The organism is Achromobacter veterisilvae, from assembly GCF_900496975.1.
Classification (GTDB): Bacteria; Pseudomonadota; Gammaproteobacteria; order Burkholderiales; family Burkholderiaceae_B; genus Achromobacter; species Achromobacter veterisilvae.
This window is the reverse complement of the sequence record NZ_UFQC01000010.1, coordinates 188,420-211,727: the sequence shown is the minus strand read 5'-3', so window position 1 is coordinate 211,727 and position 23,308 is coordinate 188,420. Positions and strand designations below refer to the sequence as shown.

General features: G+C 68.0%; 22 protein-coding genes. 10 read left to right on the top strand and 12 right to left on the bottom strand.

Annotation, left to right across the window (positions count from 1 at the left end):
* The 10 genes from AVE30378_RS11830 to AVE30378_RS11785 all read right to left on the bottom strand — a co-directional run.
* A partial coding sequence (locus tag AVE30378_RS11830) for a biotin/lipoyl-containing protein (protein WP_129241050.1) occupies positions 1–372 on the bottom strand: 372 nt, incomplete at its 3' end.
* Positions 373–382: 10 nt separating this feature from the next.
* Positions 383–874 carry a VOC family protein gene (locus AVE30378_RS11825; protein ID WP_129241049.1) on the bottom strand — a complete coding sequence of 164 codons (492 nt, stop codon included), beginning with the start codon at positions 872–874 and terminating at the stop codon, positions 383–385.
* Entirely contained in the window at positions 871–3,054 is a 2,184-nt protein-coding gene (locus AVE30378_RS11820) for an alpha-ketoacid dehydrogenase subunit alpha/beta (RefSeq protein ID WP_129241048.1), read from the bottom strand. Before AVE30378_RS11820 ends, AVE30378_RS11825 begins: the two co-directional genes overlap by 4 nt.
* 36 nt (positions 3,055–3,090) lie before the next feature.
* Complete coding sequence (locus AVE30378_RS11815; RefSeq protein ID WP_129241047.1) at positions 3,091–3,879, bottom strand: SDR family NAD(P)-dependent oxidoreductase; 789 nt, start codon at positions 3,877–3,879, stop codon at positions 3,091–3,093.
* Between the two features lie 35 nt (positions 3,880–3,914).
* A complete protein-coding gene (locus tag AVE30378_RS11810; protein ID WP_129241046.1) occupies positions 3,915–4,646 on the bottom strand; it encodes an ABC transporter ATP-binding protein in 732 nt (243 codons plus the stop codon).
* Complete coding sequence (locus AVE30378_RS11805) at positions 4,643–5,395, bottom strand: ABC transporter ATP-binding protein (protein WP_129241045.1); 753 nt, start codon at positions 5,393–5,395, stop codon at positions 4,643–4,645. Before AVE30378_RS11805 ends, AVE30378_RS11810 begins: the two co-directional genes overlap by 4 nt.
* Positions 5,392–6,660: a branched-chain amino acid ABC transporter permease gene (locus tag AVE30378_RS11800; RefSeq protein WP_129241044.1), complete on the bottom strand. Its 1,269-nt coding sequence runs from the start codon at positions 6,658–6,660 to the stop codon at positions 5,392–5,394. Before AVE30378_RS11800 ends, AVE30378_RS11805 begins: the two co-directional genes overlap by 4 nt.
* Positions 6,657–7,598, bottom strand: coding sequence for a branched-chain amino acid ABC transporter permease (locus tag AVE30378_RS11795; protein ID WP_129241043.1), 942 nt, complete (start codon positions 7,596–7,598; stop codon positions 6,657–6,659). The genes AVE30378_RS11800 and AVE30378_RS11795 overlap by 4 nt, the downstream gene beginning before the upstream one ends.
* A gap of 318 nt (positions 7,599–7,916) precedes the next feature.
* Positions 7,917–9,152 (bottom strand): branched-chain amino acid ABC transporter substrate-binding protein, encoded by a 1,236-nt coding sequence (locus tag AVE30378_RS11790; RefSeq protein WP_129241042.1) that lies wholly within the window; start codon positions 9,150–9,152, stop codon positions 7,917–7,919.
* A gap of 54 nt (positions 9,153–9,206) precedes the next feature.
* Complete coding sequence (locus AVE30378_RS11785; RefSeq protein WP_129241041.1) at positions 9,207–10,004, bottom strand: shikimate dehydrogenase family protein; 798 nt, start codon at positions 10,002–10,004, stop codon at positions 9,207–9,209.
* 240 nt (positions 10,005–10,244) lie between these two features.
* Here AVE30378_RS11785 and AVE30378_RS11780 point away from each other — a divergent pair, with 240 nt between their 5' ends.
* A complete protein-coding gene (locus AVE30378_RS11780; RefSeq protein WP_129241040.1) occupies positions 10,245–10,982 on the top strand; it encodes an SDR family NAD(P)-dependent oxidoreductase in 738 nt (245 codons plus the stop codon).
* 95 nt (positions 10,983–11,077) lie between these two features.
* Entirely contained in the window at positions 11,078–11,824 is a 747-nt protein-coding gene (locus AVE30378_RS11775; RefSeq protein ID WP_129241039.1) for a FadR/GntR family transcriptional regulator, read from the top strand.
* A gap of 69 nt (positions 11,825–11,893) precedes the next feature.
* On the opposite strand, the gene AVE30378_RS11770 is transcribed toward AVE30378_RS11775, so the two are convergent.
* Positions 11,894–13,231 carry an NAD(P)H-dependent oxidoreductase gene (locus AVE30378_RS11770; RefSeq protein WP_129241038.1) on the bottom strand — a complete coding sequence of 446 codons (1,338 nt, stop codon included), beginning with the start codon at positions 13,229–13,231 and terminating at the stop codon, positions 11,894–11,896.
* A 92-nt stretch (positions 13,232–13,323) separates the two neighbouring features.
* Positions 13,324–14,226: a LysR family transcriptional regulator gene (locus AVE30378_RS11765; RefSeq protein WP_129241037.1), complete on the bottom strand. Its 903-nt coding sequence runs from the start codon at positions 14,224–14,226 to the stop codon at positions 13,324–13,326.
* Positions 14,227–14,327: 101 nt separating this feature from the next.
* On the opposite strand from AVE30378_RS11765, the gene AVE30378_RS11760 reads away from it, so the two are divergent.
* Genes AVE30378_RS11760 through AVE30378_RS11725 form a run of 8 tightly spaced genes read left to right on the top strand, consistent with a single transcriptional unit; the run spans position 14,328 to position 23,282 of the window.
* Positions 14,328–15,665 carry an acyclic terpene utilization AtuA family protein gene (locus tag AVE30378_RS11760; RefSeq protein WP_129241036.1) on the top strand — a complete coding sequence of 446 codons (1,338 nt, stop codon included), beginning with the start codon at positions 14,328–14,330 and terminating at the stop codon, positions 15,663–15,665.
* Complete coding sequence (locus tag AVE30378_RS11755) at positions 15,662–16,009, top strand: AtuA-related protein (RefSeq protein ID WP_129241035.1); 348 nt, start codon at positions 15,662–15,664, stop codon at positions 16,007–16,009. The genes AVE30378_RS11760 and AVE30378_RS11755 overlap by 4 nt, the downstream gene beginning before the upstream one ends.
* A 57-nt stretch (positions 16,010–16,066) precedes the next feature.
* On the top strand, positions 16,067–17,248 hold the full coding sequence (locus AVE30378_RS11750; RefSeq protein WP_129241034.1) for an ABC transporter substrate-binding protein: 1,182 nt from the start codon (positions 16,067–16,069) through the stop codon (positions 17,246–17,248).
* A gap of 9 nt (positions 17,249–17,257) precedes the next feature.
* Entirely contained in the window at positions 17,258–18,166 is a 909-nt protein-coding gene (locus AVE30378_RS11745; protein ID WP_129241033.1) for a branched-chain amino acid ABC transporter permease, read from the top strand.
* Positions 18,163–19,926 carry a branched-chain amino acid ABC transporter ATP-binding protein/permease gene (locus AVE30378_RS11740; RefSeq protein ID WP_129241032.1) on the top strand — a complete coding sequence of 588 codons (1,764 nt, stop codon included), beginning with the start codon at positions 18,163–18,165 and terminating at the stop codon, positions 19,924–19,926. The genes AVE30378_RS11745 and AVE30378_RS11740 overlap by 4 nt, the downstream gene beginning before the upstream one ends.
* Positions 19,926–20,642: an ABC transporter ATP-binding protein gene (locus AVE30378_RS11735; RefSeq protein ID WP_129241031.1), complete on the top strand. Its 717-nt coding sequence runs from the start codon at positions 19,926–19,928 to the stop codon at positions 20,640–20,642. The genes AVE30378_RS11740 and AVE30378_RS11735 overlap by 1 nt, the downstream gene beginning before the upstream one ends.
* 30 nt (positions 20,643–20,672) lie before the next feature.
* The gene (locus AVE30378_RS11730) at positions 20,673–22,115 is read left to right on the top strand and encodes an aldehyde dehydrogenase family protein (RefSeq protein ID WP_129241030.1); all 1,443 of its coding nucleotides are present in this window, start codon (positions 20,673–20,675) and stop codon (positions 22,113–22,115) included.
* Between the two features lie 9 nt (positions 22,116–22,124).
* Entirely contained in the window at positions 22,125–23,282 is a 1,158-nt protein-coding gene (locus tag AVE30378_RS11725) for an iron-containing alcohol dehydrogenase (RefSeq protein WP_129241029.1), read from the top strand.
* Positions 23,283–23,308: the final 26 nt, after the last annotated feature.

Here is a 23,308-nt window from a genome sequence, read left to right as displayed (position 1 = left end):
GGCGGGAGCAGGCGCGGGCGTTTGCGCCGCGGCGGGCGCAGGGGCGGCGCTCGAGGCCGCCGGAGCGGGCGGGGCGGAGGGGGCGGCGCCGCTTTCCGCCAGGGCGCGGTCGATGGCCGAGGCGTCCTCGCCCTGCGCCAGCAGCACGCCGATCACGGTGTTCACCGGGACCGAAGCGGCGCCGGCCTGCACCACGATGCGGCCCAGTACGCCGGCATGTTCGGCGTTGATCTCGACGATGGCCTTCTCGGTTTCGATTTCCGCCAGCGCATCGCCCACGGCGACCGCGTCGCCTTCTTTCTTGAGCCACTGGTGCAGCGTGCCGCCCGAGGTGTCGGCCGCGACGGAGGGGAGCTTGATAAGGTGTGCCACGTTGTTCGTCCTATTGTTCGGCGCCGGCCAGGTCCGGCCGGTAGGCGGCGGGATCGTCGTATTCGACCAGTTCCAGCACGTTCCCTTCGGGATCGCGGAAGAACGCCAGCCAGGTGCCGGGCCGCACTTCCATCGGCGCCGGCGTGCTGTCGAACACGACACCCTTGGCCTCCATATCGCGCACCACGGCGGGCAGGTCGCGGACGATGAAGGTGAGGTAGGTCGCGCCCTGCCGGTCCAGGATGGCCTCGCCGCGCGCGGCGGCTTCGGGCGCGGCACTGGGCTGCAGCAGCTTGATGCGTTCGCCATAGGGCGTCTGCAGGCGCGCCACGTCATAGCCGTGCCGCGTCAGGCCGGTGGCCCGCGCCTTGTCGGCGGGGACGCTCACGCGGTTGACGAGCTTCAGCCCGACGACGCCGGTGTAGAAGGCCAGCAGCGCGTCCAGGTCGGCGCAGCAGATGCCGACTTCCATCGGCACGGTCATACGCAGGGGGCCGCTCATGCCTTTTCTCCCAGGTCGGCCAACACGTCTTCCAGGCCGGCCGCGACTTCCTCGGTGTCCGCGAACGCCGCGCGCTCCAGCACCTTGGAGATGCTGGGCGAGGCCTCGCCGCCGGTCACGCGCTTGACGGGCTGGTCCAGCCAGTCGAAGTAGCGGCGCTGGATCTCGTCGGCCAGCATGGCGCCGTAGGAGGTGCCGCGCGCGCCCTGTTCCACGATCAGCACGTTGTTGGTCTTGCGGATGCTGGCGCCGATGGTGTCCCAGTCCAGGCTGGCGCGGTCCAGGGTGCGCAGGTCGATGATTTCCGCGTCCACGCCGGCTTCCTCCGCGGCCTTGAGCGCGCGGCCGACCATGGACAGGTAGGTCAGGATGGTGACCTTGCCGCCGGCGCGGCGCACGCGTGCGCGGCCGAACGGAATCGCATAGTCCAGGTCGTCCGCCGGAACCTCGCCCGACGAGGCGTACAGATCCACGTGCTCGATCACCAGCACCGGATCCTTGGAGGCCAGGGCGGTGTTCATCAGGCCGACGTATTCATACGGCGTGGACGGCGCGACGATGCGCCAGCCCGGCGCGGTGGCGAAGATGCCGGCCGGGTCCATCGAGTGCTGCGAGCCGTAGCCCGTGCCCATCGCGACCTTGGTGCGCAGCACGAAGGGCACGTCGATGTCGCCGCCGAACATATGGCGGGCCTTGCCGATCTGGTTGAAGATCTGGTCGGCCGCGACCCACATGAAGTCGGGGTACATGAATTCCACGATGGGCCTGTAGCGGCCGTCTATGGCCAGGCCGCCGCCCAGGCCGGCGAAGGCGTTCTCGGAAATGGGGGTGCCCAGCACGCGGTCGGGGTACTTGTCCTTCAGGCCGCGCGTGGCGCCGTTGGTGCCGCCCTTCAGGCGGTGCACGTCCTCGCCCAGCACGACCACGCCGCCGTCCGTTTCCATGCGGCGGTCCAGCACGTCGGCCACGGCGTCCACGAACTTGCGTTCCACGGACTGGCCGGCGTAGTCGGCGGCTTCCTGGTAGCGCAGGCCGGCCAGTTCCGAGCCGTCGCTGCGCAGGCCCACGTCGCGGAAGTCGGGACTGGGCCACAGGTCGGTGCGCACTCGGCGCTTGCCGCCGTCGGCCGCTTCCGTCAGGCGGCCGGACACGTCCTTCATCACTTCCTTGCAGCGCTGGCGCAGCGCGTCGACCTCGGCTTGCGAGATCAGGCCGCGGCCGATCATCTCGGCGGCGATGCGGTCCAGCGGGTCGCGCCGGCGCCATTGCGCTTCCTCGTCCTTGCTGCGGTAGCCGAAGGCGCTGCCGGGGAAGGGGCCGTTCTGGTGGAAGAAGCGGTACACGTCCACTTCGACGATGGTGGGGCCGCGGCCGGCGCGCATGTGGGCAACGGCCTCGGACATCGCCAGGTAGACCGCCAGCGGGTCCATGCCGTCCACTTGCCAGGACGGAATGTTGAAGGCCTGGCCGCGCGCCGACAGGCGCGGTTCGGCGGTGGATTCTTCCACCGTGGTGGACACGGCGTAGCGGTTGTTCTCGATGAAGAAGCACAGCGGCGTCTTCCAGGCCGCGGTGAGGTTCATGGTTTCCAGCACGGAGCCGATGTTCACCGCGCCGTCGCCGAAGTAGGTCACCGCCACCCGGTCGGTGCCCGCGTGCTTGTGGGCCCAGCCGGCGCCCGCGGCCAGCGGCACGCCGCCGCCGACGATGGCGTTGGTGCCCAGCGCGCCCGCTTCCAGCCAGCGCAGGTGCATGCTGCCCCCGCGACCGCGGCAATAGCCCTGGGCCAGGCCCATGATCTCGGCCAGCGTCTTCTGCAGCACCTCGTCGATGGCGGGCGTGAGCGGGTTGCGCGGATCCAGGCCCAGCGGCGCGACGTGCTGAAGCGCCTTGGCCAGGAACTGGTGGTGGCCGCGGTGCGAACCGTTGATCTGGTCGCCGGCGCCCAGCGCCAGCACGGAACCGACCGCGCCGCCTTCCTGGCCCACGGACGAGTGCGCGGGGCCGTGCACCAGGCCTTCCGCGGCCAGGTCCAGCACGGCCTCTTCGAAGGCGCGGATCCAATGCAGTTGGGTCAGCATGGTGCCCAGCAGGGCGGGGTCCGCCTGCTGCCAGTCCTTGGCTTCGACCGTCAGTTGCCGCCAGGGCGCTTGGGAGCCAAGCGGTTGGTAGGTGGCCATGAATGAATCTCCAGAATGTGGGTAGGCGTCTTGCGGTTAGAGGTAGCTGTAGCGGCTCCAGCCGCCGTCGGCCACCAGGGTGTGTCCGGTGATGTAGGCGGCCTGGCGCGAGGCCAGGAACACCGCCAGGTCGGCCATTTCGGCCGGCTGCGCCAGGCGACGCAGCGGCGTGCGCTGTTTGAGGCGTTCGGGGTCCAGGCGGCCGCGCGCGGCCAGGTCGCGCACCAGGTCCGTTTCCACGTAGCCCGGCGCCAGCGCGTTCACGCGCACGCCCGCCGGGCCCCATTCGACGGCCAGGGTCTCGGTCAGCAGCACCACCGCGCCCTTGGTGGCGCAGTAGGCGGCGCGGTCGGGCGCGGCCACCACGCCGTACATGGAGGCCAGGTTGACGATGGCGCCCGAGCCGGCGGGCACCATGCGGCGGCCGGCGGCCTGGGCGCACAGGAACACGCCGGTCAGGTTGACGTCCACGGCGCGGCGCCATTCGTCCACGCTGACTTCCAGCGTCGGCTTGTTGGCGGACACGCCGGCGTTGTTGACCAGCACGTCGATGCGGCCGTAGGCCTCCTCGGCCTGGGCGAAGGCGCGTTCGACCGCGTCGGCGTCGGTGACGGAGGCCTGGCAGGCCAGGGCCTCGGCCCCCTGCGCCGCGAGTCCGGCGACGGCCTCGTCCAGCGCCGCGGCGTCCATGTCCAGCAGCGCGATGCGGGCGCCCTGGCGGGCGAACGCCTGCGCCGCGGCCAGGCCGATGCCCTTGGCGCCGCCGGTGATCACGACAGCCTGGCCGCGCAGTTCGGGATGGAGGGGTTCGTTGGTGTTGTCCACGGTACTTGCCTGTAAGAAGGGTGTGGCGCCGGCGGTCAGACCGCCAGCCATTCCTGGACGACGTCCTGGCGCTCATGCAGTTGCGCGGGCGGTCCTTCGAAAACGATGCGGCCGTGGCCCATCACGCTGACGCGGGTGGAAACCTTCAGCGCGATGGTCAGCTTCTGCTCCACCAGCACGACGGACACGCCGCGCTTGTGGATGTCGCGGATCACGTCGGCGATCACTTCCACGATCTTCGGCGCCAGGCCCTCGGTGGGCTCGTCGATCAGCATGACCTTGGGATTGCCCAGCAGCGAGCGGCACATGGTCAGCATCTGCTGTTCGCCGCCCGACAGATTGCCGGCGCGCGTGCCGCGGCGCTCCTTCAGGCGCGGGAAGTAATCGAACATCTGGTCCGCCGACCAGAAGGGCGCGTCGTCGCGCCGGGGCTGTTCGCCCATGCGCAGGTTCTCGTCCACCGTCAGGTTGGCGAACACCTCGCGCTCTTCCGGCACGAAGCCCAGCCCGGCTCGGGCGATCTCGAAGGGGCGCTTGTTGGTGATGTCGCGGCCTTCGACGGCGATGCGGCCGCCGGTCACGTCCACCAGCCCCATGATGCTTTTCATGGTGGTGGAGCGGCCCGCGCCGTTGCGGCCCAGCAGGCTCACGACTTCGCCGCGGCCGATGGCCAGGTCGATGCCGTGCAGGATGTGGCTCTTGCCGTAATGGGCGTGCACGCCTTGCAGGCTCAGCAGGGGGGCGGATGTATTCGTCGGGGTGCTCATACCGTTTCCTCTCCCAGGTAGGCTTCGCGCACACGGGCGTCGCCGCGGATGTCGGCCGGCGTGCCGGTGGCGAGGATCTCGCCGTACACCAGCACGCTGATGCGGTCGGCCAGCGAGAACACCACCTGCATGTCGTGCTCCACGATCAGCAGGGTGCAGTCGCGGGTGACGTCCTTGATCAGTTCGACCGTGTAGTCCACTTCGTGCTGGGACATGCCCGCCATCGGTTCGTCCAGCAGGATGACCTTGGGGCGCGACGCCAGGGTCATGCCGATTTCCAGCGAACGCTGCTCGGAATAGTTCAGGTCGCCGGCGGCCGTGTCCTGCTTCTCCGTCAGCCGGACCTTCTCCAGCAGGCGGTCCACGTCTTCGTTGACCGCGCGGTTGCGCGCGATCGGGCGCCAGAAGTTGTAGACCAGGCCATGCATGCGCAGCACCGCCAGCCGCAGGTTCTCGCGCACCGACAGGCGCGGGAACACGTTGGTGATCTGGAACGAACGCGCCAGCCCCAGCCGGTTGATGCGTTCCGGCGGCAGGCCGCCGATGGAGCGCGACCGCAGGCTGATATCGCCCGAGGTCGGCGCGAACGAGCCCGACATCAGGTGGAACAGGGTGGACTTGCCCGCGCCGTTGGGGCCGATGACGGCGTGGCGTTCGCCCGCCTCCACCTTCAGGTTCACGCTGCGGATGATCTGCGCTTCGCCGAAAGACTTGCGCACGTCGGTCAGGGTCAGGATGTCGTGGCTCATTTCGCGGCCTCCAGCACGGGTGCGGCTTCGGCGTCGTCGCGCCACAGCGCCAGCGCCCAGCGGCAGGCCGCGAGGCCCACGGCGAAGAGCGCCAGCGGAATCAGCCAGGTGGACGGCGCCAGCGGCGCCCAGTCGTGGCCGAACAGCGGGATGGGCGGCCAGCCGGCGTCCGGGTTCATCGCCAGCAGCGAACGGTAGTCGCGGGCGAACATGCGTTGCAGCATTTCCACCGAGAAGACCGTGGCGCAGGTCAGCAGCAGGCCGGCCGCCACCGACACCGCGGCGCGCGGCAGCCAACTGGCCAGGCCGCGTTCGCGCAGCGACTTGGCCGCGCGCTGCACCAGGCCGACCAGCCCGTCCGGCACGAACAGCATCACCAGCACGAAAAGAATGCCCTGGTACAGCAGCCAGGACCGCGTGATGTCGGCCAGCGTCTGCGACAGGAAGGTGAGGATGGAGGCGCCCAGCACCGGGCCGAGGAAGGCGTTGACGCCGCCGATATAGGCGAACAGCACCGCGTCGGTGGACAGCTTGACCTCGAACAGCACGTAGTTGCCGGCCTCGATGTTCAGGGCCTGCAGGCCGCCGGCGATGCCGGCGAACATGGCCGACAGCGCGAACACCATGGTCTTGAGCGTGTGCGGCCGGTAGCCCAGGTAGCGCAGGCGGTGGGCGTTCTCGCGCAGGCCCAGCGTCAGCCGGCCCAGCGGCGTGCGGGTCAGGCCGTAAAGCGCGGCCAGCGACACGACCACCCAGGCCAGCACCAGGAAGTACACCTCGACGTCGGAGCCGAAGGTAAAGCCCCAGGCCGGCATGCGCATGGCGGACAGGCCCGCCTCGCCGCCGAACACGCCCTTCAGGTGCGGCGCCAGCGCATGCAGCAGTTCGGCCAGCGCCAGCGTGATCATCGAGAAATACACGCCGGCCCGCATGGTGGCGAACCACCCGGCGACCAGGCCGAACAGCAGGCCGGCCACGCCGCCGGCCAGCGGCATCAGGGGCGTGGGCAGCAGGCCCGCGCCGCCCAGCGCGTTCATGGCGTGGATGGTGGCGAACGTGCCCACGCCGAAGTACGCGGCGTGGCCGAAGGACAGCATGCCGCCCTGGCCGGCCAGCAGGTTGAAGGCGCAGGCGAAGAGCGCGGCGATCAGCATCTGCACCGCCGCCACCAACTGGCCCGGAGGCAGCAGCCAGGGCAGCGCGCACAGCGCGGCCACGCAGAGGATCAGCAGGAGGATCCCGGAAGTGCGGCGGGTCTGGCTCATGGCTGTTCTCCCTTCAGGCCCGAGGGCTTGACCAGCAGCACCACCAGCATCAGCAGGAAGGGCAGGGTAGCAGCCAGGCTGGAAATCTTCACGGTCATCAGGCCGCCCACGCTTTCGGCCCATTCGCCGGCGCCGAACAGGCCGAACAGGGACGCGAGGCTGGCGTCGATGCCGACGGAAAAGGAACTGATCAGGCCGATCAGCAGCGACGCGATCATCGCGCCTTCGAGCGAGCCCAGGCCGCCCACCACGACCACCACGAACACCAGCACGCCGAGTTCCAGCGCCATGTTCGGGTTGGTGGTGTAGAACGCGCCGGCGACCGCGCCGGCCAGGCCGGCCATCGCCGCGCCCACGCCGAACACGCTCATGAACACCAGCGGCACGTTATGGCCCAGCGCTTCCGCCATGCGCGGGCGGTAGATGGCCGAGCGCACCACGATGCCGACGCGGGTGCGCGACAGCAGCAGGTAGATGACCGCGAACATCGCCAGCGACACGCCGCCCATCAGCAGGCGGTAGAAGGGATAGTCCGCGTCGAACACGCGGAAGGCGGCGAAGTTCAGGAATTGCGGCACCCGGTAGTCGACCGGGAAATCGCCGTAGAACAGTTTGATGAGCTCGGCCACGATGAAGGCCAGGCCGAAGGTCACCAGCAGTTCCTGCGCATGGCCGAACTTGTGGACGCGGCGCAGGAAAAAGCGCTCCACGCCCATGCCCAGCACGCCCGCGATGACGGTGGCCAGCACCAGCGCCGTCCAGAAGCCGGTGACGGGCGTCAGGGTATAGGCGGCGTACGCGCCTATCATGTAGAACGATGCGTGCGCGAAGTTGAGCACCCCCATCATCCCGAAAATCAGTGTCAGGCCTGCCGACACCATGAATAGCAGCAGGCCGTAAATCACGCCGTTCAACAGCGAGACGGTAAAGTATTCCATGTCCGCTCCAGGATTCTTGCGCTAAGACGGCGTGCGTCTTGCGAGCGATCGCGCACTTGTTTTTTCCGGCCCGCGCCGGTGTGCGCATAGTTGTTGCGGGCTTGATGCCACCTTGGCGAGGTGTCAGACACCCATACGCCGGTGGGCCAGGTGTCTGACACCCAATGAGATACCCTTCAAACTTGAAAGGCGCCTACAAGGGTGTCAGACACCCATGCACCGATGAGCCAGGTGTCTGACACCCAATGAGATACCCTTCAAACTTGAAAGGCGTCTACAAGGGTGTCAGACACCCACATGGCATCCCCCCATACAGCATCAATCCGGACGCTGCATCTTGCAGGTCGCCTGGACCGGCGCGGACACGTCGGCCGCGGCCAGGACCTTCACCGGTTCGAAGCCCATATCGGTGCCGTCGGCCTTGTACTTGGCGTTCTTGCCGACCTTGGATACCACCATGGGCAACTGCACCTGGTGGTCTTCGGCGCGCATGGTGTAGGTGCCCAGCGGCGAGGTGTAGGTGACCTTTTCCAGCGCCTTGGCCAGTTCCGGCACCGACAGCTTGCCGTCCTGCGGCTTGACCTGCTTGAGCGCTTCGCCCAGGAAGGTGATGCCGATGACGGTCTGCGGCTCGGTGTAGCTGGGGTAGTGGCCGGTCTTGGCCTTGTAGTCCTCGGCGAACTTGGCGCCTTCCTCGCCCGCGGCCTCGATGTTGTAGGGGTGGGCGATGTAATGGCCCAGCGCCACGTCGCCGGCGTTGGCCAGGTTGCCCACCTGGTCCAGGAACACGGTGGCGAAGCGGACCTTGAGGCCCGCGGCCTGCGTGGCCTTCATCAGCAGCAGCAGGTCGTTGGACCAGTTGCCGGTGACCACGGTGTCGGGGTTGGCCGAGCGGATGCGGGCCACGTAGGGCGCGAAGTCCTGGATCTTGTTGACTTCGTGCAGGGTCTTGCCCACCACCTCGTAGCCGTACTGCTTGGCGAAGCGCTCCGTGGCGCCTTCCATGTCCTGGCCCCAGGAATAGTTCTGGTTGATGGCGTACACGCGCTTGCCCAGGGTGCCGTCGGCCGACATGACCGAGGCGAGCGCCTTGACGCGCACGTCGGCGTTGGTGGTGAAGCGGAAATGGTAGAAATGGCATTTCTGGCCGGTCAGTTCCAGCGCTTCGCCGCCCACGTTCAGGAACACGACTTCCTTGCCCGGGTTGCGCAGATTGTGCTTGCGCACGTCTTCGGTAAGCTGGCCGGAGATGGCCGACGAGGCCCCCTGCACCAGGATCTGCACGCCGTCGGCCACGGCGGCGCGGAAGCGGTCGGAGGCGCCCACCGGGCCGCCCTGGTTGTCGAATTCGACCAGTTCCAGCGGCTGGCCGTTCCAGCCGCCGGCGGCGTTGATGCGGTCGAGCTCATACTTGACCGCGGAGCGGAATATCAGGCCGGTCGAGGCCTGCGGGCCCGACAGCGTTTCGATCAGGCCGACCTTGACGGGCGCGGCCTGGGCGGATGCGGCGATGCCGGCCAGGCATAGCAGGCCGGAAGTGAAAGCAAACTTCATGAGTGTCTCCTCCGTGAATGGGAGTGGGTGAACCCGTGGATCAAGCAAGCGCGCTTATTGCGGCTCTTGTATGCCCAGGAAGCGGGCAATTTCTGCGATCTGTCCTTCCAGCATGTACAGGCCCGGATGCGTGCGGCAGCCGCGCGCGGCGGCGGCGCGCAGCAGGGGCGTGTCGACGCGGCTCATCACGGCGTCGGCGACGACGGTGCCGGCGGCCAGGGCGTCCAGTTGGAAGGGCAGGGGATCGGTGTCGTCCAGGCCCAGCGAAGTCGCGTTGATGGCGATGTCGCAGGGGCCGGGAGCGGAGCTGGCCAGGCTGACGGCCAGGCCGGGGTATTGGCGGCCGAGATGGGCGGCGAAGGACGCGGCCTTGTCGGCGCTGCGGTTGTACAGGCGCAGGCTGGCGGGGCCGGTGTCGGCGATGGCGCAGGCGATGGCCTTGCCCGCGCCGCCCAGGCCGGCCAGGTAGACATGGCGGCCCGCGGGGTCGTGCCCCTGGCCGCGCAGCCCGGCCACGAAGCCCAGGCCGTCGAAGTTGCCGCCGGTGAGCACGCCATCCCGCAGGCGCACCGCGTTGACCGCGCCGCTCAGCCGGGCGGAGGGCGTCAGGGCATCGCACAGGGCGGCCGCGCTTTCCTTGTGGGGCACCGTCACCACGATGCCGCCCAGGTTGGCCAGCCCGCGAAGGCCGGCGAACAGGCCGGGCAGGGCCTCGGCGCGCACGTGGAAGGGAACCATGACGGCGTCGGCGCCGCGCTCGCGCAGCAGCGCATTGAGCCGCTGGGGCGTCTTGACGTGCGCGATCGGGTCCGCCGCGATTGCGAAAACGGTAGTGCTGCCGGTGATTTCCACCTGATTTGTCCCCTGCCGGTGCTGCGGCCTCGAAGCCGTGTGTTGCCGACGCGCTTGCCTGAAAGCGGCAGTTGATTTACGCTTTCGGAATAAGTTGTCAGTCAACTTTATTAAGTTGTCAGATAAATCATAGGGCAAGCGTTTTTCCCGTGTCAAGCGGCCGGTTCAGGAGTTCAATCGGAATTGCAGCGGCGGCCGGGAAGCCGCCGGTCCGCTCGAAAAAGCGCTTCAGGAGACAAGATGATTTCGTTCGAAGGAAAGGTTGCCGTCATCACCGGCGCGGGCAACGGCATCGGCTTGGCCACGGCCCGGCTGATGGCGGCGCACGGCGCCCGGCTGGTGCTGACCGACATCGACGGCGCGCGGCTGGAAGCGGTCGCGGCCGAACTGGACCCCAGCGGCCAGCGCGTCTACACCCGCGCGCTGGACGTGTCCGCTTCGGCGGATTGCGAACGCGTGTTCGAGGCCGCGGCCAAGCACTTCGGGGGGCTGGACCACCTGGTGCACTGCGCCGGCATCTATCCCGAAAACCTGGTCAAGGACACCAGCGACGAGGCCTGGCGCACGCTGATGCGCGTGAACCTGGACGGCACGTTCTACGTGTGCCGCGCCGCCCAGCGCCACCTGCGCCATGACGGGTCCATCGTGCTGCTGACCTCGCTGGCCGCCCAGCGCGGCAGCTACGCGCACGCCGCCTATTCCGCGTCCAAGGGCGCGGTGCAGAGCTTCACGCGCAGCCTGGCGCTGGAACTGGCGCCGCAGATCCGCGTGAACGCGGTGGCGCCCGGCATCATCGCCACGTCCATGACCCATGACCTGATCGGGCAGAAGGGCGGGCAGTTGCTGGAAAGCACGCCGCTGCGCCGTTTCGGCACCGCCGAGGAAATCGCGGGTTCGATCGCGTTCCTGTGTTCGCCGCTGGCCAGCTTCGTCACCGGCGAGGTCATGCAGGTCAACGGCGGCATCTATATCGCGTAAAGTCGAATTCCGCGGCGGCCGCCGCCGCGGCAAACGGGTATTCCGATCAACAGACAGGGCCGCGCGCGCGCGGCCGGCAGGTATTCACGATTCCAATGCAGCCCACCCAAGAACAGGATCCTCCGCGCGCCGCGCCCAAGAGTTCGCTTTCCGCGGCGCTGGGCGACGCGCTGGCGGAGCAGATACGCCAGGGGGTGCTCGCGCCCGGCGATCGCCTGCCCACGGAAAAGCAGTTGACCGAAACCTACTCGGTCAGCCGCGCCGTCGTGCGCGAGGCGCTGGCGCGCTTGAAGTCCGAAGGCCTGATCACGTCGCAGCAGGGCAGCGGCGTTTTCGTCGATCCGAACTTCCAGAAGAACGCGTTCCGCATCGCCGCGCCCACGCCCGGCGACAACCAGGACCTGGAGCACATCCTGGAGCTGATGCTGTCCATCGAGGTCACGGCGGCGCGCTACGCGGCCCAGCGCCGCACCGAGGCGGACCTGAAGAAGATGCGCCAGGCGCTGGTGGGCATGGAATACGCGCTGCTGAACGACAAGCTGGGCGACGAAGAGGACTACCAGTTCCACCAGGCCATCGTGCAGGCCACGCACAACCCGCACCTGGTGGCGCTGAACGACTACCTGGAAGCCAATGTCCGGCGCGTCATCCGCAGCGCGCGCAACAACACGGCGCGCATGTACGCCGAGCGCATGGCCGCGGTGCAGAGCGAACACCAGGCCATCTTCGCCGCCATCGACGGCGGCGATCCGGACGCCGCCGGCCAGGCCGCCGAACAGCACCTGCGCAACGCCGCCGACCGCCTGCGGCTGTTCCAGGCGGAGCGTCCCGCGCCTGTTTAGGGCGTTTTTGCTGCGGAATCCCGCAGTCCGGACATCGGCGGCTCAAGAAAACTCCTACCTCATGCGTTCTCAGGCGAAGGTCTGCTCCATCTCCCGCCGGAACTGCACCGCCGTGGCGCTTTCGTCGAATTCCACGTCGCGCCAGCGGATCGCCTGCGATTGCCGCACCGGGTTCTTCAGCTTGACCTGGTGCGACAGCCCCAGCGGCAGGTAGCCGTCCGCCACCGAATCGCGGGCCGGCATCAGCCGGCCGTACACCGTATAGCCGCCTTCGCCGTCCAGGATCTGGCCGGCGGGGAGGTCGCGCTTGGCGGTGGCGACGACGTCGCCGTGCCAGCCGGCGGGCGCGCCGGTGGGCTCGCGCCGCAGGCCCACGCTGGCCACGCTGATGCCCAGTTCCAGCCCGATCAGGTGATAGGGTTTGTACATGGCCGTGAAGTTGCCGCTGGGATCCGTGACCAGCCCGTATTCCTGGAAACAGCGGCGCACGTAGTCGCTGTCCGCCGCCAGCGTCACGTAGACGCCCCAGCGCAGGTCGCGGAACACCGGCCGGCCGTCGCGTTCCAGCGAGGAAATCACTTCCACCTGCCCGCGGTGGTGCAGGATGCCGCCGCTTTCGCGCGGGCGCAGCACGCGGGCCAGGTCGTCCACGCCGCAGGGCGGGAAATGCAGGCCGGAAGGCGAGGGCAGCAGCCCGGTGGCGTTGGACACCGCGGCCATCTCGATGGCGCTCTTGGTGCCGTCCAGGAAGCTGTTGAACATCTGCGCGTTGAAGTCGCCCGCCGCGACCATTTCGGCGGTGAAACCGTAATAGGGCCAGACGGTGTCGGGCGTGGAGGTATGGAATTCCGGCAGGTACTTGGTGCCCTTGCCCGCGGCCATGACTTCGAAGCCGCTGGCGCGCGCCCAGTCCACCATTTCGCAGATCAGGGCGGGCTGGTCGCCGTAGGCCAGCGAGTAGACGATGCCCGCCTCGCGCGCCCGGCGCGCCAGCAGGGGCCCGGCCAGCGCGTCGGCCTCGACGTTGACCATGATGATGTGCTTGCCGTGTTCGCAGCAGGCCAGCACGTGGCCGATGCCCGCGGCCGCCTGCCCGGTGGCGTCGATGACGATTTCGACGTCGGGGCTGGCGATCAGGGCGTAGGGGTCGTCGCTGAAGTAGACCTTGCCGTTCTTCAGGGCGTCGCCGGTGCTGGTGGCGTGGAGCGCCGTGGCGGGCCAGCCGACGCGGGTGAGCGCCGCGCGGGCGCGGTCGGGGGCGAGGTCCGCCACCGCCACCAATCTCATCCCCGGCGTGCGCGGGGCCTGGCTCATGAACATCGCGCCGAACTTTCCGGCGCCCAGCAATGCGACGCGCAACGGCTTGTGATCGGCTTCTCGCTGCTTGAGCAGACGGTGCAGATTCATGGTGCGGGCTCCTCCGTGTTGGGGGTACGGCAACACAGAATAGTCCCAAATCATGACCGTTGAACAGGACTCACTCTTCTGCCGTATGCCGCTCAGCCGTCATGCTTCAGCCCGGCTACGTGGGCCGTCACCATGTCGAACATCGCTCGGGCCGGACGCGAGAGCTGTCTGTTCTTTCGGGTGAGGACGAAGACCTCCCGCTTGAAGCTATTGTCTTCGATGGCGCGGATGGTGAGGGTGGGGCGCCGGAACTGGTAGAGCGTGAGCGTGGGGACGATGGTCAGGCCCACGCCGCTTTCGACCATGGCGCTGGCGGTGGCCAGATGTTCGACCTCCAGGACGGTATTGAGCGTATGGGGTCCGAAGGCGGCGTCCACGCGCTGGCGCACGCTACTGTGGCTGACAAAGTTGACGATGGGGTACTGGGCGATCTGCTCCAGGGTCACGCGCTTGCGCTGGCGGGCCAGGGGATGGTCGGGCGGGCAGATGAGGTGCAGTTGATCCTGCCACAGGAGCTGGCGTTCGAGCTTGGCGGCATAGTGGTCGACAGTGGCGATGGCGAAGTCGATCTCGCCATTGCTGAGCAATTCCACGCATTCTTGCGACATGCCGTCGCGCAGCACGGTGGTCACGCCCGGGTATTGGGCGCGGAATTGCCGGAAGACGGGCGGCAGCCAACTGGCCGCCACCGAGGGCAGGGCGGCGACCTGTACTGTTCCGATGCGCCCCGCCGCGTAGTCCTGCAGATGTTGCAGCGCGGTGTCGGTTTCATACAGGGAACGCCGCGCAAAGGACTCGAACAGCTTGCCGAAGGCGGACAGTTCGATATTGCGGGTGTTGCGCACGAAGAGCTGCGCGCCCAATTCTTCTTCCAACGACTTGATCAATGCGCTGAACGCCGGCTGCGACAGGCCGATTTCGGCCGCCGCGCGGGTGAAGTTCTGGTGATCGGCGGCGCTGACGAAGGCGCGGAGCTGGCGGGTGGAGAGGTTCATTCCAATTGATTTGGTTTTTGGATGAATGGTTTTGAAATTTCGATTTTACTTCTGAGTTTGCGGCTCCCACAATCCGTTCATTCCAACAACATGACGAGACAATGGTGACGCCGCTCTGGATAGGATGTGGGGCCGGTTTTTCGGGGGATCGCCTGGACGCGCCCCTGCCCGTGGTGCGCACCCTGGCCCGGCGTGAAGGACGCCGGGTATTGATTCTGGAAACGTTGGCCGAGCGCACCCTTGCCCTGGCCCAATTGGCCCGCCGCGAGAACCCGCAAGCCGGTTACGAGCCTCTGCTAGAGCCTTTGCTGCGCCCGGTGCTGGAGCTGTGCCTGCGCGAGCGCATCGCCATCGTGAGCAACTTCGGCGCCGCCAATCCAGAGGGCGCCGCCCGGCATATCCTGGGCCTGGCGCGAGAACTGAAACTGCGCGCCCCGCGCGTGGCCGTGGTGCGCGGCGATGACCTGCTGGCGCGCGAGGACGCCGAGGCCGTGATCGGCCTGGCCGGCCTGGCGCGGCCCGCCTCGCTGGTGAGCGCCAATGTCTATCTGGGCGGAGAGGCCATCGCGGCCGCCCTGCTCGATGGCGCGGATATCGTGGTGACGGGCCGGGTAGCCGATCCCTCGCTGGTGAGCGGCCCGGCCCTGGCGCATTTCGGCTGGGCGGCCGATGACTGGGACCGCCTCGGTCCGGCGACTATGGCGGGCCATCTGCTGGAGTGCGGTTCGCAGGTGACGGGCGGCTATTTTGCCGACCCCGGTTTCAAGGACGTGCCGGGCCTATGGAATCTGGGGTTCCCGGTGGCGGAGATTCTGCCCGACGGGCATTGCATCGTCGGCAAGGCCGAGGATACCGGCGGCGTGGTCGATCGCCGCACGGTCACCGAGCAGTTGCTTTACGAAGTGCACGACCCCTCGGCCTATCTGACGCCGGACGTTTCAGCCGATATCAGCGCGGCCACGGTCACCGAACTGGGGGGCGACCGCGTGGCCTTGAATGGGGTGCGCGGCCATCGCCGTCCCGACACGCTCAAAGTGAGCGCCTTCTATGAGGGCGGCTGGCTGGGCGAGGCCGAGATTTCCTATGGCGGCCCGCGCGCCGAGGCGCGGGCCAGATTGGCCGCCGACGTGATCCGCCATCGCCTGGGCGAGGGCCTGCGCGTCGATCTCATCGGCGTGCAGAGCCTGCTGGCCGACGACGACGGCCGTCTGATGCGCGGCCTGCCCGACAGCGGCGCGCGCGACGTGCGTCTGAGGGTGGCCGGCAAGTTCGCCGAGCGCGCGGCAGCCGACACCCTGGCGCGCGAGGTCAATGCGCTTTATTGCTGCGGGCCCGCCGGCGGCGGCGGGGTGCGCAGCGCCGTGCGGCGGCGTCTGGAGACGCGCTCGGCCTATATCGACCGCGCGCTGGTGAACGCGAGCCATGAGGTGCTGGCATGACGGCCGCCAAGCGGGTGCATTTATTCGAGATCGCGCATGGCCGCACGGGCGACAAGGGCAATCGCTCCAATATCAGTGTCATTGCCTATGACCCGCGCCATTACGACAGCATCGTTGCCCAGGTGACCGTCGCGGCCGTGCGCCGCGTGTTCGCCCACCGGCAGCCCGGCGAAATCCGCCGCTATCTGCTGCCGCAACTGGCGGCGATGAATTTCGTCATCGATGACGTGCTGGATGGAGGCGTCAACGACGCCCTCAACCTGGATTCGCACGGCAAGTCGCTGGCGGGGTATTTGCTGGACCTGGAGATCGATCTTCCCGACGACCCGCGACCCCCGGGTTGAATCCACAGCCATTACAACAGCCGCCAAGTACGGCACACCAACCACCGGAGGAGACACATGAAGACATTGAAGCATTGGCTATTGGCGGCGACGGCCGCCGTCGCCTGCTCGGCGCAAGCCCAGGACATCAAGATTTCGTACAACGGCGATATTTCGGGTTCGCCCTCGGCCGAATCGGGCCAGATCGGCGTACTGGGCATCACGGCCGCGGTGGACGACATCAACAAGCGCGGCGGCGTGCTCGGGCGCAAGCTGACGTTTCTGGTGCGCGACGACCTGGGCCAGCCGCCCAAGTCCATCCAGAACATGACCGACCTGATCGACCGCGAGCGGGTGGCGGTGGTTTTCGGGCCGACCAATTCGGGCAATGCGCTGGCCTGGAAGCACATCGCCAACCAGAAGAAGATGCCGGTGCTGGTTTCCAGCGCCTCGAGCACGGCCATCACCGAGCCGGCCGGCAACAATCCCAATTATCTCTTCCGCATTTCCATGGTGGACCGCGATCAGGCGGCCGCGCTGGTCGCCTATGCCGCCAAGAGTCCGCAGTCCAAGAAGATCGGCTTCTTTGTCGAGACCACGGGCTATGGCCAGGCGGGCCTGAAGGACATGGAGCAGATCGCCGCCCTGCACGGCATCAAGCCGGCGGTGATCGAGAAGTTCGACGCGCGCGACACGGACATGACGTCGCAGTTGGGCAAGGCCAAGGCGGCCGGCGTCGACACGCTGGTGGTCTGGGCCCAGGCCGCGCCTCTGGGCCATCTGGTGCGCAGCATGGAGAAGATCGACTACATGCCGCGCGTGCTGACGACCTGGGCGGCCTCGTTCAGCGGTTTTCCACAGGTGGCGGGCAACAAGCTGATGGAGTGGCCGGTATTTCTGACCACCTCCAGCGAGGCGAAGTCGCCGGCGGCCAAGTCGCTGCTTGAGCGCATCGGCCCCAAGCTGGCCAACCCGTCGATGTTCTGGGCGGCGACCCAGGCCTACGACACGGTGCTGGTGTGGGCAGCCGCCGCCGAGCAGGCCAAGAGCCTGGATGGCGAGGCCGTGCGCCGCGCGCTGGAAAACCTGCAACAGCCGGTCGACGGCCTGGTCAAGCAATACACGCAGCCGTTCTCGGCCGCGAATCATGAAGGCCTGCAGGCGCAGGACTACCATTGGTCGCGCTGGCAAGGCGGCGTCGTGGTGGACTTCAAGGATCCGGTGCTCGATGCCATGACGCCGGCCGACTTCAAGAAGTAAAGGCAAAGTATGTCGACAACCATACTTCAGGCCTTGATCGGCGGGCTGACGATGGGCGGCATCTATGCCTTGATCGCCCTGGGTTTCAGCCTGACCTACACGACCACGCGGACGCTGAACTTCGCGCAGGGCGATTTCGTCTCGGTGGGGGCTTTCGTGGGCCTGGGCACAGTAGGGTTGGTGGGAAGCGCGCTGGCCATAGATCCGGCGACTTCGCCCTGGGCCTATGTGCTGGCCGCGATGGCCGCTACCGTGGTCATGGGCGTGATGGGGCTGCCGCTCTATCTGGCGGCCATCCGGCCTTTTGCCGGCAGGCCCGGCATGTCCTGGGTCATGAGCACCATCGGCTTCGGCATCATCATGCAAAGCGCCGCGCTGTCTCTCTGGGGACCGGGCGCGCGCATGGTGGCGGCCCCCCTGGGCGATGAGGTGATCCGCGTGGCGGGGGCCGGCTTCAGGTCGCAGGAGATCGTGGTGCTGGTGCTGGCCATGCTGCTTCTGGGGGCGGTGGACTTCGCCATGCACCGCACCTCGCTGGGCCGCAGCATGCGGGCCGTCGCCCTGAACCGCGATGCGGCCGCCCTCATGGGCATACGCGTCACGCGCGTCATGGCGCTGACTTTCGTGGTGAGCTCGGCCCTGGCGGGTTTGAGCGGGGTGCTGATCGCGCCCATCGTCTCGGCTTCGCTGTTCATGGGCGTGGTGATCGCGCTCAAGGGCTTTTCGGCCGCCATCGTGGGCGGGCTCACGAATCTGCGCGGCTGCATGCTGGGCGGCATCCTGATCGGCCTGGCGGAATCCTTCACGGGCCTGTGGAGCGCGCAGTGGCGCGAAATCGTGGTGTTCGTGGTGGTGATTGCGGTGCTGGCGGCCTTTCCCAACGGCCTGTTCGGCAAGACACTGGTGGAGAAAGTATGAGCGCGGCCCAGACTCAGGCACAGCCGGCGCCGCGCCCACGCGGCAGCCTGCGGCCGGGCGCCGTCGTGGTGGCGGCCTTGCTCGCCGTCCTGGCGCTGGTGCTGAACAATGATTTCTACCTGCGCATCATGTTCATGTGCGGGGTCTATTATCTGTGCGCGGCCGGCATGAATGTGCTCGCGGGCTATGCGGGCCAGAAGTCCCTGGGGCAGGCCGGCCTGTTCGCGGCCGGCGCCTATGCGGTGGCCTTGCTGACGACGCGATGGGAATGGCACCCGGCGCTGGCGCTGGCGGCGGCTCCCGTGGTGGCGGCCGGGGTCGGCCTGTTGATCGCCTTGCCCTCGTTGCGCGTGAAAGGCCCCAGCCTGGCCTTGGTGACGCTGGCCTTCGGCATCGTGGCCGAGAAACTGGTCACGGAATGGACCGACGTGTTCGGGGGCGCCCAGGGCATCTACGGGATCGCGCCGCTGGCCATCGCCCAGACGCCGTTCTCCTTGCAGCAATGGGTGTGGCTGGTGATAGGGTTGAGCCTGGCGGTGCACCTGGCGCTGGCGCGCGCCTTCCGCGGCCGCTTCGGGCGGGCCCTGCTGTCCTTGCAGTTCGACGAGATCGCCGCCGCTTGTTCGGGCATCGCGGTCTATCGCTACAAGACGCTGGCCTTCATGGTGGCGGCGGCCCTGTGCGGCCTGGGCGGGGCGCTGGTGGCGCAGCAGAATCAGTATTTCAATTCCGACTTCATCACCTTTCACCTTTCGGTCTTCATTCTCCTGCTGGTCCTGCTTGGCGGCGCGGGAACGATTTACGGCCCCCTGGCGGGCGCCGTCGTGCTGACGCTGGCCGAAGTGTTTCTGGCGCAGTGGCCGTTTGCCCAGCATTTCGTCTATGGCGGGATGCTGCTGTTCGCGCTCTATCTCATGCCGCGCGGCATCGTCGGCCTGTTCGACCGTTGGCGGCCCGCGCCGCCCGAGCTGCCGGCCGCGCCGAACGGTGCCGAGCTGCCGGTGCGCCCGGTCGCCAAGGGGGTTCCCTTGCTGCAACTGTCGGGCATCTGCAAGAACTTCGGCGGCGTGGTGACGGCCCAGGATGTCAATCTGGTGCTGGAGCCGCAGCGCATTCACGCGCTGATCGGCCCCAACGGGGCGGGCAAGAGCACGCTGATCAACATTCTGACCGGCGTCATCCCGCCGACCGCGGGCACGCTGACCCTGCAAGGCCGCGACATGACGCGGGCCGGCGCTCACAGGCTGGCGGCCGCCGGCGTGGCGCGGACCTTCCAGAACCTGCGCCTGTTTGGCGCCATGTCGGTGCTGGACAACGTGCTGGTGGGCGCCCATTCGCGCTTGGGCCAGGGCGTGCCGGAAGCGCAGGCGCGGCAGGAAGTCATGGCGGTGCTGGCGTTTACCGGCCTGCTTGCGCACGCCCAGGCCCGGGCGGGCAGCCTGCCTTATGGCGTGCAGCGGCGCGTGGAACTGGCGCGCGCGCTGGCCAGCCGCCCGGCCTTGCTTCTGCTCGACGAACCGGCCGCGGGCCTGAATCCGCAGGAAACCCGCGAACTGGGCCAACTGGTGCGCCGCATCGGCGCGCTCGGCGTCGCGGTGCTGATGGTCGAGCACGATATGAGCCTGGTGATGAATATCTCGGATCACATCGTCGTGCTGGATAGAGGCCTGGTGATCGCGGAGGGAAATCCCAAGGAGATCCAGAGCAACCCGCGTGTGATCGAGGCTTATCTGGGCAGCGACGCGGGATTGGAGGAGTGATGCTCGATATCGACGACATGGAGATCTCGTATGGCCCGGTGCGCGCGGTGCGCGGTGTGTCGATGCGGATCGCGCAGGGCGAGATCGTCGCCTTGCTGGGAGCCAACGGCGCGGGCAAGAGCAGTCTTCTGCGCGGCGTCATGGGCCTGGTGCCGGCCAGCGGGCAGTTGCGTTTCGAGGGCCGCGACCTGCGCGGGCTGCCCACGCCCCAGCGCGTGATGGCCGGCCTGGCCATGGCGCCCGAAGGCCGCCAGGTATTCACCGACCAGACCGTATACGAGAACCTGCTGCTGGGCGGCTACCTCATCCGCCGGGACCGGGAGCGCGTGGCGCGCCAGATCGAGGGCTATTTCGAGATGTTCCCCAGGCTCAGGGAGCGCCGCGAGCAGGTCGCGGGCACCTTGAGCGGGGGCGAGCAGCAGATGCTGGCCATCGCCCGCGCCCTGATGTCCAACCCCCGGCTGCTGATCCTGGATGAACCCTCGCTGGGCCTGGCGCCGCTGGTGACCGTGGATATTTTCCGGGGGCTCAAGCGCCTGCGCGCCGAAGGCATGACGATTCTGCTGATCGAGCAGATGGCCAACCAGGCCCTGGCAATCGCGGACCGGGCCTATGTGCTCGAGGGCGGGTCGGTGATGCTGGAGGGGCCGGCGGCCGAACTGCGACGCGATCCGCGCATACGCGAAGCCTATCTGGGCGGCGAGTTCGCCGCCTGACGCCTCTTATTCATTGAACAAGGATTTGCCATGACACTCCCGCAATACGGTTGCTTCATCGACGGCATCTGGGGCCCCGCGCGTTCGGGCGGCGCGATCGAGGTATTGGACCCCGCCACCGGCCACCCCATCGCCGCGATTGCGCGCGGCCAGGCGGAGGAAGTGGATGCCGCTGTGCAGAGCGCGCGGCGCGCCCTGCGCGGCTGGGCCGAATGCCCGCCGGTGCAGCGCGCGCGCGTACTGGCCGAGATCGCCCGCCGCATCACGCTGGAGCAGGAGCATCTGGCCCGCCTTGAGAGCCAGGACACCGGCAAGCCGCTCAAGCAGGCGCAGGCCGATGCCGTGGCCGCCGCGCGCTTCTTCGAGTATTACGCCGGAGTGGCCGACAAGGTGTTGGGCAGTTCCATCCCGCTGGGCGCGGAATACTTCGATTTCACGGTGCGCGAGCCCATCGGCGTGACCGCGCAGATCGTCCCCTGGAACTACCCCTTGCAGATCGCCTCGCGCGGCCTGGCGCCGGCGTTGGCCACGGGCAATACCGTCGTGATGAAGCCGGCCGAGCTGGCCTGCCTGAGCGTGCTTGAGCTTGCCCGCATCTGCCACGAGGCGGGCTTGCCGGCGGGGGTGCTGAACGTCGTGACCGGGCTGGGCCAGGAGTCGGGCGCGGCGCTGGCCGCGCATCCGGGCGTGGGCCTGGTGGTATTCACCGGTTCGGTGGCTACCGGCAAGGGGGTGATGAAGGCGGCCGCCGAGAACATCGTGCCCGTGCTGCTGGAACTGGGGGGCAAGTCGCCCAATATTGTGCTGGCCGACGCGGACCTGGACGCGGCCGCGCCGCTGTTGCTCAAGGCGGCCTTTCCGCATGCCGGGCAGACCTGCTCGGCGGGCACGCGCATCCTGGTGCAGCGCGGCGCGCACAAGGCGCTGCGCGAGCGCCTGGCCGCGCTGGCCGCCCAACTGCGGGTGGGGCCCGGCTTGAACGATCCGGATATCGGCGCGCTGGTCAGCCGCGACCAGCAGCGCAAGGTGCTGGAATATATCGACATCGGCCGTGACGAAGGGGCCGAGGTCATCGTGGGCGGGCAGCCGCTGGCGGGCGCGGATCTGGATGCCGGCAATTTCGTGATGCCCACCTTGCTCGACGGCGCCCATCCCCGGATGCGGGTGCACCAGGAGGAAATCTTCGGGCCGGTGCTGACCCTGGTGCCCTTTGACACGATCGACGAGGCCGTGGAAATCGCCAATGGCACGGAGTATGGCCTGGTCGCCGGTATCTGGGGGCGCGACGTGGGCCAGACGCACAGGCTGGCGCAGCGCGTGCAGGCCGGGCAGGTCTTCATCAACTGCTATGGCGCCGGCGGCGGGGTGGAACTGCCGTTCGGCGGTTACCGCAAATCCGGCTTCGGCCGCGAAAAAGGCCTGGACGCTTTGTTGTCCTACACCCAGGTCAAGAATATCTGCATCCGCATCTAGGTCATCGCCATGAACGCTGTTTCGAGTTTTGCCTGCCCGACCCGCCTGGTGTTCGGCGTGGACGCCCACCAGCAACTGCCGGCCATCGTCGCCGCCGGCGGCGCGCAGCGTGTGTTTATGGTGGTGGATCCGGCCCTGGTCGAGAGCGAGATCGCGCGCGCGATCATGGCCAGGCTGGGCGAGCGCCAGCTACCGCTGGCCGTGTTTGCCGAGGTCGAGCCCGACCCCAGCGACACCACGGTGCATGCGGCCTACGAACGCTGCCGCGCCCATGGCGGCGAGGCCATCATCGCCATCGGTGGAGGCAGCACCATCGACGTCGCCAAATCCGTGGCCATCCTGATGACCAATGGAGGCCGGATCGCCGATTACGAGGGCATCGAGAAATTCAGCGTACGCCCCATGCCGCTGTATGCCGTGCCGACCACGGCAGGCACCGGTTCGGAGGTGTCCGGCGCCTGCGTGGTCACCGACACCGAGCGCAACGTCAAGATGGCCATCCGCCATGCCGCCTTCAGTCCGGCCCAGGTCGCCGTGCTGGACCCCCTGGCGGTCAGCTCCATGCCGGCCCATGTGGCCGCGCATGCCGGCATCGATGCCTTCGTGCATGCCTTCGAGTCATATCTGTCCAAACTGGCCAACCCCTTTTCGGACGCGGTCAACCTGCACGCCATGACGCTGATCGCCGGCAGCATCCGGCAGTTCGTGGCCAATCGCCGCAATACCCGCGCGGCGATGGACATGCTGTGCGGCTCTTCGATGGCGGCGATGTCCTTCGGGGTGACGGGCCTGGGCAACGTGCATTGCATGGCGCTGCCGCTGGGCGCGGTGTTCCATGTCCCGCACGGGCTGGCCAATGCCTTGTGCCTGCCCACGGTGGCGGAATTCAACCTGATCGCCAACCCGGCGCGCTATGCGGACGTCGCCGGCATCCTCGGCGTGGACCGCCGCGGCCTGTCGCAGCTTGAGGCGGCGCGCCGCGCCGTCGAGGCGATACGTGAACTCTGTGCCGATCTGGGCATCCCGGCCCGCCTGCGCGATGCCGGCGTCACGGAAGATTCGCTCGATGAACTGGCGCGGCGCAGCTATGCGGCGGACTACAACCGCTGGAATCCGCGCCACACCACCGAGGCGGATTTCCGCGCCTTGTTCCGCCGGGCCTACTGAGGACGCCTGTCGGATCCCCGGCGCGC